Annotated in this window: 13 protein-coding genes; 8 read left to right on the forward strand and 5 right to left on the reverse strand. The window is 59.7% G+C overall.

Annotated elements, in window-relative coordinates; genetic code table 11:
* Positions 1 to 153 precede the first annotated feature (153 nt).
* Positions 154 to 1101 (forward strand): transporter substrate-binding domain-containing protein, encoded by a 948-nt coding sequence (locus SMD27_RS00815; protein ID WP_320506440.1) that lies wholly within the window; start codon positions 154 to 156, stop codon positions 1099 to 1101.
* Here the strand turns inward: SMD27_RS00815 and SMD27_RS00820 are convergent.
* On the reverse strand, positions 1089 to 1325 hold the full coding sequence (locus tag SMD27_RS00820; RefSeq protein ID WP_320506441.1) for a hypothetical protein: 237 nt from the start codon (positions 1323 to 1325) through the stop codon (positions 1089 to 1091). The two genes, SMD27_RS00815 and SMD27_RS00820, sit on opposite strands and share 13 nt — an antisense overlap.
* On the opposite strand from SMD27_RS00820, the gene SMD27_RS00825 reads away from it, so the two are divergent.
* A complete protein-coding gene (locus tag SMD27_RS00825; RefSeq protein WP_320506442.1) occupies positions 1324 to 2049 on the forward strand; it encodes an ABC transporter permease in 726 nt (241 codons plus the stop codon). The two genes, SMD27_RS00820 and SMD27_RS00825, sit on opposite strands and share 2 nt — an antisense overlap.
* Before the next feature lie 7 nt (positions 2050 to 2056).
* Positions 2057 to 2800 carry an ABC transporter permease gene (locus SMD27_RS00830; protein ID WP_320506443.1) on the forward strand — a complete coding sequence of 248 codons (744 nt, stop codon included), beginning with the start codon at positions 2057 to 2059 and terminating at the stop codon, positions 2798 to 2800.
* 101 nt (positions 2801 to 2901) lie between these two features.
* Here the strand turns inward: SMD27_RS00830 and phaR are convergent, their stop codons facing one another.
* Positions 2902 to 3543, reverse strand: coding sequence for a polyhydroxyalkanoate synthesis repressor PhaR (gene phaR / locus SMD27_RS00835; RefSeq protein ID WP_320506444.1), 642 nt, complete (start codon positions 3541 to 3543; stop codon positions 2902 to 2904).
* Positions 3544 to 3992: 449 nt separating this feature from the next.
* On the opposite strand from phaR, the gene SMD27_RS00840 reads away from it, so the two are divergent.
* From SMD27_RS00840 to phbB, 3 genes are all read left to right on the forward strand, one after another.
* Positions 3993 to 5360 carry an alpha/beta fold hydrolase gene (locus tag SMD27_RS00840; RefSeq protein ID WP_320506445.1) on the forward strand — a complete coding sequence of 456 codons (1368 nt, stop codon included), beginning with the start codon at positions 3993 to 3995 and terminating at the stop codon, positions 5358 to 5360.
* Between the two features lie 180 nt (positions 5361 to 5540).
* Positions 5541 to 6716, forward strand: a complete 1176-nt coding sequence (locus SMD27_RS00845; RefSeq protein ID WP_320506446.1) for an acetyl-CoA C-acetyltransferase — start codon at positions 5541 to 5543, stop codon at positions 6714 to 6716.
* Positions 6717 to 6823: 107 nt separating this feature from the next.
* Positions 6824 to 7546 carry an acetoacetyl-CoA reductase gene (phbB, locus tag SMD27_RS00850; protein ID WP_320506447.1) on the forward strand — a complete coding sequence of 241 codons (723 nt, stop codon included), beginning with the start codon at positions 6824 to 6826 and terminating at the stop codon, positions 7544 to 7546.
* Between the two features lie 45 nt (positions 7547 to 7591).
* Here the strand turns inward: phbB and SMD27_RS00855 are convergent, their stop codons facing one another.
* Positions 7592 to 8314 (reverse strand): helix-turn-helix transcriptional regulator, encoded by a 723-nt coding sequence (locus tag SMD27_RS00855; protein WP_320506448.1) that lies wholly within the window; start codon positions 8312 to 8314, stop codon positions 7592 to 7594.
* Between the two features lie 101 nt (positions 8315 to 8415).
* Here SMD27_RS00855 and SMD27_RS00860 point away from each other — a divergent pair, with 101 nt between their 5' ends.
* Together SMD27_RS00860 and SMD27_RS00865 are read left to right on the forward strand one after the other, a co-directional pair.
* Complete coding sequence (locus SMD27_RS00860) at positions 8416 to 9288, forward strand: DMT family transporter (protein ID WP_320506449.1); 873 nt, start codon at positions 8416 to 8418, stop codon at positions 9286 to 9288.
* Positions 9289 to 9391: 103 nt separating this feature from the next.
* Positions 9392 to 9898 carry a hypothetical protein gene (locus tag SMD27_RS00865; RefSeq protein ID WP_320506450.1) on the forward strand — a complete coding sequence of 169 codons (507 nt, stop codon included), beginning with the start codon at positions 9392 to 9394 and terminating at the stop codon, positions 9896 to 9898.
* A 19-nt stretch (positions 9899 to 9917) separates the two neighbouring features.
* Here the strand turns inward: SMD27_RS00865 and SMD27_RS00870 are convergent, their stop codons facing one another.
* Both SMD27_RS00870 and SMD27_RS00875 read right to left on the reverse strand, forming a co-directional pair.
* On the reverse strand, positions 9918 to 11108 hold the full coding sequence (locus SMD27_RS00870; protein ID WP_320506451.1) for an aminotransferase: 1191 nt from the start codon (positions 11106 to 11108) through the stop codon (positions 9918 to 9920).
* Positions 11105 to 13084: an acetoacetate--CoA ligase gene (locus SMD27_RS00875; RefSeq protein ID WP_320507524.1), complete on the reverse strand. Its 1980-nt coding sequence runs from the start codon at positions 13082 to 13084 to the stop codon at positions 11105 to 11107. Before SMD27_RS00875 ends, SMD27_RS00870 begins: the two co-directional genes overlap by 4 nt.
* Positions 13085 to 13145 lie beyond the last annotated feature (61 nt).

Below are 13145 nucleotides of genomic sequence, written 5' to 3' on the forward strand. Positions count from 1 at the left end.
GGGAGGATTTCTTTCAATAGAGCCGCGCCTGTGCTAAGGAATCTGGACCGGATTATACCGCTCCGCTCTCCACAATTTAGAGAAGCTCGTAGGCCTTATGGCCGCTTCTGTCAGGAGCATCGGATGCACCGGCTTCAGCATTAGGGGAGAAACATGATTTTTCGTTCCATTCGGACCGGCCAGATCGCTGCAATCGGACTGGCAGCATTGCTTCTGACGGCATGCGACAATAAGAGCAACGAGCAGCAACAGGCCCAACAGCAGGCGCAGCCCAGCCAGCAACCGACCACCGAACAGCAAGCTGCGAACACATCCGCCCCGGCCCCGGCCGATACACAACAGGCAACGGCGACGCCGGATGTCATCAAATTCGGCTTTGCCCAGGAACCTTACCCGCCTTTCGCGAGCCAGGATTCCGCCGGCAAATGGGTGGGCTTCGAGGTCGATCTGATGAATGCGGTCTGCGAAGCAATCAGTGCAAAATGCGAGCTGGTCCCGATTGCCTGGGACGGCATCATTCCGGCGCTCAACGAGAAAAAAATCGACGTCATCTGGGCGTCGATGTCGATTACGCCGGAACGCGAGCAAGTGATCGAATTCACCAACAAATACTACAACAGCCCGGCTGAAATCATCGGACCGAAAGACGATGGCGTGAAGATCGGCATCATCGACGATCCCGACGGCAAGGGCGGCAAGATCGCCAACCCCGCCGATGCCAAAGGCAAGATCATCGGCGTGCAGACCTCGACCATTCATGCAAACTACATCCAAAAATATTTTGGCAAGGATGCCGAAGTCAAAGTCTACGATACGCAGGATAACGCCAATGCCGACCTCGTTGCCGGCCGTGTCGATTTGATCATGGCCGATTCGGTCGCCTTGGCCGACTTTCTGAAGTCCGAGCAAGGTAAGAAGATGGAAGTCAAGGTCGTGATCCCGGACAATCCGCTGCTCGGCGCGGGCGTCGGCGGGGGCCTTCGCAAGGGTGACGAAGCACTCAAGGCGAAACTCAATGAGGGTATCAAGGCCGTGCGCGATAGCGGAAAATACAACGAAATTGCGAAAAAATACTTCGACTTTGACATTTACGGGAGCTGACCGGCGTTTGAACGCGCCGGACGCATAAGGAAGGCCGTCATAAAAAAAGCCAGCGATTCCCGTGAGTCGCTGGCTTTTTCGTTTCCAATGGCGGCCGGTTGGGCGAGGATTTCAAAGGCGGTCGCCGTATTGCTTGACAGTCGCTCAACAAGAGGCAAGAAAACAGCCAGCCCGGCGATTGAACCGGCGAATGTATAAAAGCTCAACAGGGGAAGAAGAGGCATGATGCCAGACCAATCCGCTTGGTCACTCTTGGCTTATGGAGATACCGGCTGGGGCGACGAATTGCTTCGCGGCCTCGCCTTGACCATTCAGATTTCCGTCTGCAGCTATTTCGTCGGATTTTGTTTCGGTCTGCTGGGTGCCGGCGCCAAGCTGCATGGCAATCGCGTCCTCTATCACATCGCCGATGTCTACACGACGCTGATCCGGGCGGTCCCCGAATTGCTGCTGATCCTGCTGCTCTATTACAGCGGCACCTCCGCCTTGAAGGCCATATTGGTCGGAATTGGCATCGCCGGCGAGGACGTCCAGATCAGTGGCTTCGCCGCCGCCGTCGGCGCCCTCGGCTTCATCTACGGCGCGTATATGACCGAGATCTTGCGCGGCGCAATTCTCGCCGTCCCTAAAGGCCAGATGGAAGCCGCCCGGTCTTTCGGCATGCGGCCACCCTTGCGCTTCCGCCGGATCCTGTTTCCGCTGATGCTGCGCTATGCTCTGCCGGGCATGGGTAATCAGTGGCTGAATATCACCAAGGACAGTGCCCTGATCGTCGTCGTTGGCAGCGTCCAGGAATTGCTGAATGCCGGTTCCACCGCCGCTGGCGCCACCAAGGACTATCTGTTTTTCTACAGCATGACGGCCGCCTGCTTCCTGTTCCTGACCGTCGCCTCCATGTTGGTCCTGGCGATCCTGGAAAGACGCGTTAATCGCGGGCTGCGGCGTTAGGGGAAGTATGATGCTCGATGCTGTCACCTTCATCTTCACCATCGTCCTGCCAAAACTGCTCCAGGCCGTTCCGGTAACGCTGGGCTTGACCGTTGTGTCCTGCGTGGTCGGCAATCTGATGGCCGTACCGATTGCGCTGGCCCGGGTCTCCGCCAATCCGCTGCTTTGGACGCCGAGCTATCTCTACATCCTGCTGATGCGCGGCACGCCACTGCTGGTGCAGATCTACCTCATCTATTACGGACTGGGCGAGATCCTGCCCGGGACCTGGGTGCGCCATAGCTTCCTGTGGCCCTATCTGCGCGATGGCTTCTGGTATGCCATCGTGGCGCTGAGCCTGAATACCGCGGGTTATACCGGAGAGATTCTGCGCGGTGCCATCCAGGCGGTCCCGCATGGCGAGATTGAAGCCGGCAAAGCGTTCGGCATGTCACCCTGGCTGGTCCTGCGTCGCATCACCTTGCCGCGCGCGGTCCGGATCTGCCTGCCGACGATGAGCACCGAAACCATCCTGTTGCTGAAATCGACCTCCCTCGCGGCGACCATCACGGTGATGGATGTGCTCGGCACCGCGCGCTGGATCCAGAAACAAACCTTCCGCATTTACGAGCCGCTGATCGCCGCCGGCCTCATCTATGTAACCCTGGTCTTCGTCCTGACGCGGCTCTTGAACTGGCTGGAGCGCTCGCTCAACAAAGACCGCGACCAGCCGGCGCCGTCAAAATCGCTGACCACTTTGGGGAACGCGTAGCAAGTCCAGAAGCGGAAACGAAAACGCCGCCGGTATCCGGCGGCGTTTTGCTTTCCTCACATCCAAATCCATGCAGCCCGACAAGCCGAGATTTGGCAGCCTTATTCGCTTTTGCCGCCATTCTTGCTCAAATTTTCCAGTTGCTGCTGCAAAGCCTGCATTTGCGATTTCAGGTCCGACAACTCGTCCGAGGCCGGTGCCGCCTTCTCCGGTGTCGCTGCCGGATTACGCGGCTTTTCCTGCGCGTTGTTGCTACCCGGCGCGGTGCCCGGTATGGTGAACGGCGTCCACATGCGCATCGCCTGTTCGAAGAAGGTCATATTCTGCTTCGACATTTCTTCTAGGCGTTCGTAAGGCAGCATGCCGCCGAAGCTGTTCTTCATGTAGTCGCGAAACTGCTCCTGATTGCGCGCGAAGCTTTCCATGCTTTGTTCCAGATAGCGCGGAACCAGCAATTGCAGATTGTCGCCATAGAGACTGATCAATTGCCGTAAAAAATTGATGGGCAGCATGTTCTGCCCTTTTGCCTCTTCTTCGACGATGATCTGGGTAAGCACCGAGCGGGTGATGTCTTCGCCCGTCTTCGCATCCTCGACGGTGAAATCAAGCCCTTCGCGCACCATCTGTGCAAGATAGTCAAGCGTCACATAGGAACTGGTTGCCGTGTTATAGAGACGCCGGTTGGCATATTTTTTGATCCGAACCGGTGCCGTGTCGTTGCCAGTGTCGCTGCCGACAGCCATCGAATTCATTCCTTCCCTGCGCAATCGCCGGTGCCTCCCCATAAGGCCGGCTTGGAGCGAGCATAGCAGGTTTTGCCCGGGCTTTGGCAATGCGGTAGCTGCATTGCGAAGGGAGGCCGCCCATGCCTATGATGCGGCTATGACGGAAAATAAACGGACGATAGACCCGGCCGATCTGGCGAAAAAGCTGCTTGATCTGTGGCAGGATCAGCTATCGGCCCTGGCTGCCGATCCGGCGGTCGCCCAGCAATTGGCCCGTCTGGCGGCGGTCATGCCACAAATGACAATGCCTAACGCCAATCCCACGGCACCACAAATGCCCGGCAATCCCTTTGCCATGATGGAAGCCTGGCAGAAGGCCTTCGCAACGCAAGTCGATGCCGCCCGGCATGCAGCCGAGACATATGCCGCAAACCCGCACCAGCCAAAGCCGGCCGGAGGACAACAGGGTGCAGAGCAACCGACAAGCCGACAACCGTCCGATGCGCCGGCTGGGACCGCGCCCGCTGCCGCTGCATCTCAGCCTGGCCCTGGCGAGCTGGAGCAACTCCGCGCTCATCTTGCCGGGCTTCAATCTCGTCTGGCAGAACTTGAAGGAACAGGAAGCGCAAAGCGGCCGGCCAGACCGCGCAGCAAGCGCAAATCACCCGCCGCTACCGATCCCGCCAAGCCTGAAAGAAATGCTGGCGGAACTGGGACCACAACTCGACGCCGCCGATCCAGCCGCGCTGGCACAGGCGCTGACTGAGGAAGGTCATCGTCGGCTCGATGCTTTCCTGACCGGCGTATTGGCTTATCGGCGGACCGACAGCAGTCCGACCGAGCGAACTCGAGCGGTGCTCTGGTCGGAGGGCAGCACGCGCTTGCTGGATTATCGTCGCAAGACCGCGTCGGCAGAAAATCGCATTGCACCGCGCGTTCTTGTCGTTCCCTCGCTGGTCAATCGCTATCAGATTCTCGACCTCGATCCCTCGATCAGCTTTCTCGATTATCTCGCCGAAGCCGGCTTCCACCCCTTCGTGGTGGATTGGGATGCACCCGGTTCCCTGGAGCGCGATTTCACCTTGAGCGATTACATTGCCGGACGCCTGTGTAGAGCACTCGATATCGTGCGGCAGCAAGAAGGCGGGCCGATAATCGTCATCGGCTATTGCATGGGCGGACTGTTGGCTTTGGCCGCAAGCCAGCTTTACCGGGCCGGCAACGATCCCGCTGCGAAAGATCTGGCCGGCCTCGCCCTTTTGGCAACGCCTTGGGATTTCCATGCTGAGGCCGTGGGACATGCGCGCATGGTCGCCGCGCTGGGCCGGCAACTGGAACCGGCATTGCAGATCCTCGATGAATTGCCGGTCGATCTGCTGCAAGTCTTCTTCGCTTTGCTCGATCCGTTTCTCGTGACGCGCAAGTTTCAGAATTTTGCCGCTCTCGATCGCCAAGACCCCACCGGCAGTGCCGCTGCGGGCCGGTTCGTGGCGCTGGAGGATTGGCTCAATGATGGCGTACCGCTGGTAACGCGCGTCGCCAGCGAATGCCTGATCAATTGGTATGGCGACAATACGACCATGCGCGGCGGATGGCGGGTCGCGGGAACGGCCATCGACCCCAAACAGCTTTCCATCCCCTGTCTGGCGATGGTGCCGAGCAGTGATCGGATCGTCCCGCCCGGCAGTGCCTTGGCGCTGGGCCGTTTGCTGCCGAATTGCCGGATCGAAACGCCGGCCGCGGGGCATATCGGCATGATGGTCGGGGCCCGCGCGAAAACGGCAATTTGGCCGCAGATCGCAAGCTGGATGCGTGACGTCGCTGGCGGCCCGTAAACCGTCGCCCCGAAGCCATGCGACCGTCTGGACCGGGCTTTTGGCGCAGGACCCGGTTTTGCCGCAGCGCATAGGATAAGTTACGCCTTGCGCTTGCCGGGCGGAGTCCCTACCGTTCATGTTGCACTGCACAGTTGGCAGTAAAGATAGTTGCAGCAACGGAATTCTAGGGAGTCTTTCATGACCGACGTCGTCATCACGGCCGCCGCCCGCACCCCAGTCGGTTCCTTTAACGGATCGCTGTCCAGCCTGGTAGCCCATGAACTTGGCAAGGTAGCGATTGTCGAAGCGCTGAAGCGCTCCAAGCTCGAAGCTGGCGACGTCACCGAGGTCATCCTGGGTCAGATCCTGACGGCAGGCACCGGCCAGAACCCCGCCCGCCAGGCGGCGATGGCTGCCGGCATCCCGGCCGAGCGTACCGCCTATCAGATCAACCAGCTTTGCGGTTCGGGCCTGCGCGCCGTCGCGCTCGGATATCAAGCGATCCGAAACGGCGATTCGGAAATCGTCGTTGCTGGTGGTCAGGAAAGCATGAGCCAGGCGCCGCATTGCATCCATCTGCGCAACGGCGTGAAGATGGGCTCGGCCGAGATGATCGACACCATGATCCATGACGGCCTGACCGACGCCTTCAACCACTATCACATGGGCGTCACTGCCGAGAATGTGGCCCAGCGCTGGCAGATCACCCGCGAGCAACAGGATCAATTCGCCCTCGCCTCGCAGAACAAGGCGGAAGCGGCGCAGAAGGCCGGCAAATTCAAGGATGAGATCGTGCCGGTCACCATCAAGACCCGCAAAGGCGATGTCACGGTCGATGCCGATGAATATCCGAAGCATGGCACCACGATCGATGCCTTGCAGAAATTGCGGCCGGCTTTCCTGAAGGAAAATGGCACCGTGACCGCCGGCAATGCTTCCGGCATCAATGACGGTGCTGCGGCACTGGTGCTGATGTCCGACGCGCTGGCCTCGAAGCGCGGCCTGACGCCGCTGGCCCGTATCGTGTCGTGGGCCACCGCCGGTGTCGATCCGGCGGTCATGGGGTCCGGTCCGATCCCGGCCAGCCGCGCCGCTTTGGCGAAAGCCGGTTGGAAACCCGACGAGCTCGACCTGATCGAAGCCAATGAAGCCTTCGCGGCCCAGGCCTGTGCGGTCAACAAGGACATGGGCTGGGATCCTGCCAAGGTCAATGTCAATGGCGGCGCCATCGCCATCGGCCATCCGGTCGGCGCTTCCGGCGCCCGGGTACTCACGACCTTGCTGCATGAAATGCTGAAGCGCGACGCCAAGAAGGGCCTGGCGACGCTTTGCATTGGCGGCGGCATGGGCATTGCGCTCTGTGTCGAGCGTTGACCATCGACCGGCCGCTAGTTGCGCTAGTTAAAGATTGCCGCGAGGTAGGCATCAATCAAACAGATTAGCGACGAGGATCGCGGAGTTACCGTCGCAGGGAGGTACTCATGAGTAGAGTGGCAGTTGTGACTGGTGGTACGCGTGGTATCGGGGCGGCGATCTCGACAGCCCTGAAAGCCGCTGGCTACAAGGTCGCGGCGAATTATTGCGGAAATGACGACGCGGCCCAGGCGTTCCAGAAGGAAACCGGCATTCCCGTTTACAAGTTCGATGTTGGCGACCTGGCGCAATGCGAGGAATCGCTGGCAAAGATCGCGCAGGATCTCGGCCCGGTCGAAATTGTCGTGAACAATGCCGGCATTACCCGCGATGCCACGATGCATCGCATGGCGACCGAGCAATGGGACGATGTCCTGCGGACCAATCTTACATCCTGCTTCAACATGTGCCGCAGTGTGATCGAGGGCATGCGCGAGCGCGGCTTCGGCCGCATCGTCAATGTCGGCTCGATCAACGGCCAGGCCGGCCAGTTCGGCCAGGTCAATTATTCCGCCGCCAAGGCCGGCATCCATGGTTTCACGAAAGCGATGGCACAGGAAGGCGCTGCCAAGAACATCACCGTCAATTCGATCTGCCCCGGCTATATCGATACCGAGATGGTACGCGCCGTACCGGAGGCTGTGCTGGAAAAGATCATTGCCAAGATTCCCGTGGGCCGTCTCGGCAAGCCCGAGGAAATCGCCCGCGCCGTGGTTTTCCTGGTTGCGGATGATGCGGGCTTCATCACCGGATCGACCCTGTCGATCAATGGTGGCCAGCATATGTATTGATCGATTGCGAAAGCGATTACGGCGGCGTCAGTTTTTCTGACGCCGTTATTTTTTGCCGCCGCTACTTTCGCGCATCCTTTCCGGCTGCGGTTGCCCGACCTGGGTCAGCCAGTCCTGTAACAGCCGGCCGTCATCGGCCGGATAGGTCTCCCCGAGAAGTTGTCCGCTTTTGATCCGGTCGGCGCGAAAATGGCGATAATCCTGCCGCAACTCGCACCAGCCGCAAACCAGGGTCGCTTCGATGAAATAAGCAACGGCGAGCGGCCAGATAATTCTCTTCGTCTCAACGCCGTCGCCATCAATATAGTCGATTGCCATCTTCTGCCGGCTGCGGATTGCTTGCCGCACATCGTTCAAATCAATGGATGAGGGCACGCTCGCGCCGAAAGGCGAGACGTAGATCGGTGGCACATCGAGATGATGACGCAGGTGATCGGGCAAGGCGACCGTCACTTTGGATAACACACTGCGTGCTGCTGCCTGCAGCCCTGGATCGCCCGTCCGCTGGATCAGTTGCGCACCGACGAGGATGGCGTCGATTTCATCCAACGTGAACATAAGCGGCGGCAGATCGAAGCCCTGGCGCAGCATGTAACCGAGCCCGGCGGCACCCTCGATCGGGACGCGCCGCGCCTGCAGCGTGGCGATGTCACGATAGACCGTGCGCACCGTGACCTCGAGCTGCGTCGCCAGTTCGGCCGCGGTCAGCGGCGCCTTGGCGACCCGCAAAGCCTGGATTATATCGAAGAGACGATCTGCCCGGCGCATGGCTAACCCTAGCAAAAACCTGCTGACACCACGATGTCAGTAGACTGTCACTATTGTCAGCATCAAGACGGCAAAAAACAAAATCATGGGAAAGCGAACTCATGGAGCAGGCAAATCGTCATCGGCTTGGCATTTTGATGGTGGCCGGTTCGGCTGTCGCCTATAGCACGGCCGGCTACTTCACCCGCCTCATTCCGCTGGATGTATGGACGCTGTTGTTCTGGCGCGGCATTTTTGCCGGGCTTTTTATCGCGGCCATCCTGTTTTGGCAAAACGGCCGGCGTAGTTTCATCGTCTTGCGCGGGATGGGATGGCCCGGCCTGATGATCGCCGCACTTTCCACCATGGGCATGATGTTCTTCATCAATGCGCTACGTCTGACCACCGTGGCGGATGTAGCGCTGCTTTTCGCCGCTGCACCTTTCGTGACTGCTTTACTCGCTTGGCTCGCGATCGGTGAACGGGCAAGCCGCGCGACGCTGATAGCAAGTGCCATCGCCTGTCTCGGCATCGTTATCATGGTCGGCAATGCGGCGAGCGCCGCTAACTTCTATGGCAGCCTGCTGGCGCTGGGCATGGTCTGCGCAATCTCGGCGATGATGGTGGCGGTGAGGAAGTTCAAGCAATCGGATATGGTGTCGGTTTCCTGCGTCTCATCCTTCCTGACAAGTCTCATCATCGCTCCTCTGGCGACGCCCATGGCCGCGAGCCATATCGACCTGTTTCATCTGGCGCTTTTCGGTGTCACACAACTTGGCTTGGGATTGCTGTTGCTCACTACCGGAACGCAATTGATCTCGGCAACGGAATCGGCGCTAATTAGCGCATTGGATACCCCGCTCGCACCAATCTGGGTCTGGCTCGCCTTCCGCGAAGTGCCGACCGCCACGACCCTGCTCGGCGGCGCACTCGTCGTCCTCGCGGTGATGGGCCATATTTTGGTCGAGATGCGGCAACGTCCTGCCGCCGCTTGATCTCTGCGTGCTGAATCGATCTGTTTAATGTTCATTAATTCTTTCGGCGCAGTCTGAATGCCTATTCCGGTGCATATGATTGAATGCAGAAAGAGGATGCGGCATGGCGAAGCAGAAAGAGGCCGCCGACAGCGTCGACAATGTTGAAGAACTCCCCGATCAACCCAGCGAGCTGGCCGAAAGCACCCATGCCGAATTGCTGATGATGTATACCGAATGCGCCCACAGCATCCGGTTTGCCAAGGCTCAGCAATGGCATACGATGGGTGGCGTGCTGTTGATCTTCATCGCGCTTGGCATCTACAGCAATTATCTGGGCCCGTCCTCGCTCGCCCTTAAGACGGCCTTGGGGCTCAGCATCCTGTCCAGTATCGGTGGCATCTACTCGCTGATGATCTATCAGTTCTGGCAGGCGACCGAGCGCCAGAAACTGTCTTTCATTGCCGACCGCTTTTCCAGCACATTGCGTCAGGTGCGCGGCTTGACCGGCCGGCAGGAAGCCGATTTGCAACGTTATGTGCTGCTGTTCTTCATGGTCTTTTGCATCCTCGCCGGCAACTGGCTGCTGGTGCTCTTTGTAACGCCGAAGCTGCACAACCTCGGCACATAGAGTACCGACAGGTCCCCAATCAGGACGCCGCGTCGGCAGCCAACCGCGCCGCAATCTCCGGCATCCAATCCTTCTCCACATTGGCGAAGGCGACGCGCAGATAGTCTTCCTGGTCCGGGCCGAACATCGCACCCGGCAAGGCCAGCAAGTTCTGCTGTTCGACCAGGCGACGCGCCACCTCGGCCGCACTTTGGCCGCGATGCGGGTGCCGCACATAGGCGAAATAGGCACCGGCACTGATCAGTTCATAACCGAGATCGTTGCGGCTGGGCGCCGATTGCAATGCCTTGAGGCGATCGCGCATCAGCAGCGTGTTGCTGCGGCGCCAATCGCTGAGGGCATTGAGGCCACGGATGGCCGCCAATTGCCCGATACGTGGCGCGCAGATCGCCACCGTGTCCATCGCCTTCCCGACTTCCTCGACCAGTGCCGGCGCCCCCACCAAGGCACCGACGCGGTAGCCGGTCAAACAAAAGACCTTGGAGAAGCTATAGAGATGGATGAGCGTGCCGGGCCAGTCGGGATCCTGGAAGAGATCATGTGGCGCATCGTCATGCGGCATGAAATCGCGATAGGTCTCATCCAGGATCAAAGCGATGCCGCGCGATTTCGCCAGCTGATAGAAGCGGCGCAACACGTCTGGCGAATAGACGGAGCCGGTCGGATTGTTGGGCGAGATGATCAGCAACGCGCGGGTGGCTGGGCCGATCGCCGCCGTGATCTCGTCAAGATCGGGAACGCCGCCATTATCCGGCCGGAAGGCAACATGCTTGGCGCGGATGCCCTGCATGTCCAGCCACATTTGATAATTGAAGTAGTAAGGCAGCGGCAGGATGATTTCCTCGCCCGCCTTGGCGAGCGAGAGGGTGGTCAGGCAATAGGCTTGATTGCATCCCGCGGTGATCAGCACATTCCCCGCCGACAGCTTGCCGCCATAGACACGGGTGATATCTGCCGCCAGCGCCTCGCGCAGAAGCGGCATGCCTTCGATATCGGTATAACGCGAGGTCGCCGGATCGCCGATGATGCCGGCGAGATGATCGGTCATCGCCGGCGGCGGCGAATAACCGGGCACTGCCTGGCAGACATCGATGAGCGGTTTGTCGGCGGGGAAATCGCGGCCCTTGATCCAGCCATGGGCTTCTGCAATCGGCGGCGCCGCCACCCGCCCGAGCAGGGGATTGACGGTATAATGCAAGCCTTTGGTCATGACTGTAATTCCCGCAGATCTTTGTAAAGATCCAGCGCTTCCGGATTGGCCAGCGCTTCCTTGTTTTTGATGGGGCGGCCATGCACGATGTCGCGCACCGCCAGTTCGACGATCTTGCCGGATTTGGTGCGCGGGATATCCGCCACCTGGATAATCTTCGCCGGCACATGGCGCGGCGTCGTGTTGTTGCGGATTTGCGTCTTGATCTTCGCCATCAACTGCTCATCCAGCTTGACGCCTTCACGCAGCCGCACGAACAGCACCACGCGGACGTCATGCTGCCAGTCCTGGCCGATGACGATGCTCTCGATGACCTCCGGCAACTGCTCGACCTGACGATAAATTTCCGCAGTGCCAATGCGCACACCGCCGGGATTGAGCACCGCATCGGAGCGGCCGAAGACGATGATGCCGCCATGCTCGGTCAGCTCGATATAGTCGCCATGATGCCAGATGTTGGGATAACGTTCGAAATAGGCCGCTTTGTAGCGCTTGTTGTCGGGATCGTTCCAGAAACCGATCGGCATGGCCGGGAACGGCCTGGTGCAGACCAGCTCCCCCTTCTCTCCCCGCACTGGTTTGCCCTCGTCATTCCAGACCTCAACCGCCATGCCGAGCCCGCGCATTTGAATCTCGCCGCGCCAGACCGGGCCGGTCGGATTGCCCAGCAGGAAGCAAGAGATGATATCGGTACCGCCGGAAATCGACGCGAGGCAGAGATCCTTCTTCACCTTCTCATAGACATAGTCGAAGCTTTCAGGCACCAGCGGCGACCCGGTCGAGGCCAGCATTCGCACGCTGGAGAGATCATGGGTGCGGATCGGCTGGATATCGGCCTTGGCACAGGCATCGATATATTTGGCCGAGGTCCCGAAGAGCGTGAACTTCTCCGCCTGGGCATAATCGAACAAGATGTTGCCGTCCGGCGCAAATGGCGAGCCGTCATACAGCATCAAGGCCGCGCCGCTCGCCAGGCCGGAGATCAGCCAGTTCCACATCATCCAGCCGCAGGTCGTGAAGTAGAACACGCGGTCGCCCGGCTTCACATCGCCATGCAGCTTATGCTCCTTCAAATGCTGCAGCAGCGTGCCGCCCGCACCATGCACGATGCATTTCGGCGCACCGGTCGTGCCGGAGGAATACATGATGTAGAGCGGATGATTGAACGGCAGGCGCGCGAATTCGAAAGACTCGGCATCGCCCAGCGCCGGCTGCTGCTCTAGCGCATCGGTTATCAGCAAAGCTTTCGGCAAAGCGGAGATATCCGGCCTGCCCGCCAGATAGGGAACGACAATGACCTGCTCGACGGTGGGCAGGCCCTTCAGGAATTCCGCGACACGACCGAGGCTGTCATGCGATTTGCCGTTATACCAATAGCCATCCGCCGTCAGCAGCACGCGCGGCTCGATCTGGCCGAAACGATCGAGCACGCCTTGGACGCCGAAATCCGGCGAACAGGAGGACCAGGTGCAACCGATTGCCGAAGCTGCTAAGGCACCGATCACCGTTTCCGGCATATTCGGCATGAAGCCAGCCACGCGGTCCCCCGGCTGGAGGCCCAGCGAGCGCAAATGGCTGGCAAGGCGTAACACCCTATCCCACAGCTCGGCATGGCTGAGCCGGCGCTTCACCTTGTCCTCGCCCCAGAAGACGATCGCGTCTTTATCGGCATTGGCCGGCACGTGGGAATAGCGCAGCAGGTTCTCGGCGAAATTCAATCGCGCCTCGGGGAAAAACTGCGCACCCGGCATCTTGTGGCCGTCGACCAGAACCGCTTGACCGGGACCATCAGCGATGACTTCCGAAAAGCGCCAGAGCGACAGCCAGAACTGCTCGATCTCCGTGACTGACCACTGCCAGAGCGCCGCGGTATCCGGCAAATCAATCAGCCAGTCGCGCGCCACCTGCGTCCGAAAGCGTGTCATATTGGTATCGAGGATCTGATCGGGCGTCGGCTGCCACAACATATCGGTCATTTCAGTCATCAGTCCTTGTTCGTGTTCTTTGAATCCGGCGCAATGTAACGCCCCGATGTAG

It is taken from the genome of Dongia soli (genome assembly GCF_034044715.1).
In the GTDB taxonomy this organism is placed as follows: domain Bacteria; phylum Pseudomonadota; class Alphaproteobacteria; order Dongiales; family Dongiaceae; genus Dongia_B; species Dongia_B soli.

What these genes read in the sequence shown, in the direction of transcription:
- SMD27_RS00815 (WP_320506440.1), top strand. Translation starts at nt 154, where the DNA reads ATGATTTTTCGTTCCATTCGGACCGGCCAGATCGCTGCAATCGGACTG.
- SMD27_RS00825 (WP_320506442.1), top strand. Translation starts at nt 1,324, where the DNA reads ATGATGCCAGACCAATCCGCTTGGTCACTCTTGGCTTATGGAGATACC.
- SMD27_RS00820 (WP_320506441.1), bottom strand. Translation starts at nt 1,325, where the DNA reads ATGCCTCTTCTTCCCCTGTTGAGCTTTTATACATTCGCCGGTTCAATC.
- SMD27_RS00830 (WP_320506443.1), top strand. Translation starts at nt 2,057, where the DNA reads ATGATGCTCGATGCTGTCACCTTCATCTTCACCATCGTCCTGCCAAAA.
- phaR (WP_320506444.1), bottom strand. Translation starts at nt 3,543, where the DNA reads ATGGCTGTCGGCAGCGACACTGGCAACGACACGGCACCGGTTCGGATC.
- SMD27_RS00845 (WP_320506446.1), top strand. Translation starts at nt 5,541, where the DNA reads ATGACCGACGTCGTCATCACGGCCGCCGCCCGCACCCCAGTCGGTTCC.
- phbB (WP_320506447.1), top strand. Translation starts at nt 6,824, where the DNA reads ATGAGTAGAGTGGCAGTTGTGACTGGTGGTACGCGTGGTATCGGGGCG.
- SMD27_RS00855 (WP_320506448.1), bottom strand. Translation starts at nt 8,314, where the DNA reads ATGCGCCGGGCAGATCGTCTCTTCGATATAATCCAGGCTTTGCGGGTC.
- SMD27_RS00860 (WP_320506449.1), top strand. Translation starts at nt 8,416, where the DNA reads ATGGAGCAGGCAAATCGTCATCGGCTTGGCATTTTGATGGTGGCCGGT.
- SMD27_RS00865 (WP_320506450.1), top strand. Translation starts at nt 9,392, where the DNA reads ATGGCGAAGCAGAAAGAGGCCGCCGACAGCGTCGACAATGTTGAAGAA.
- SMD27_RS00870 (WP_320506451.1), bottom strand. Translation starts at nt 11,108, where the DNA reads ATGACCAAAGGCTTGCATTATACCGTCAATCCCCTGCTCGGGCGGGTG.
- SMD27_RS00875 (WP_320507524.1), bottom strand. Translation starts at nt 13,084, where the DNA reads ATGACCGATATGTTGTGGCAGCCGACGCCCGATCAGATCCTCGATACC.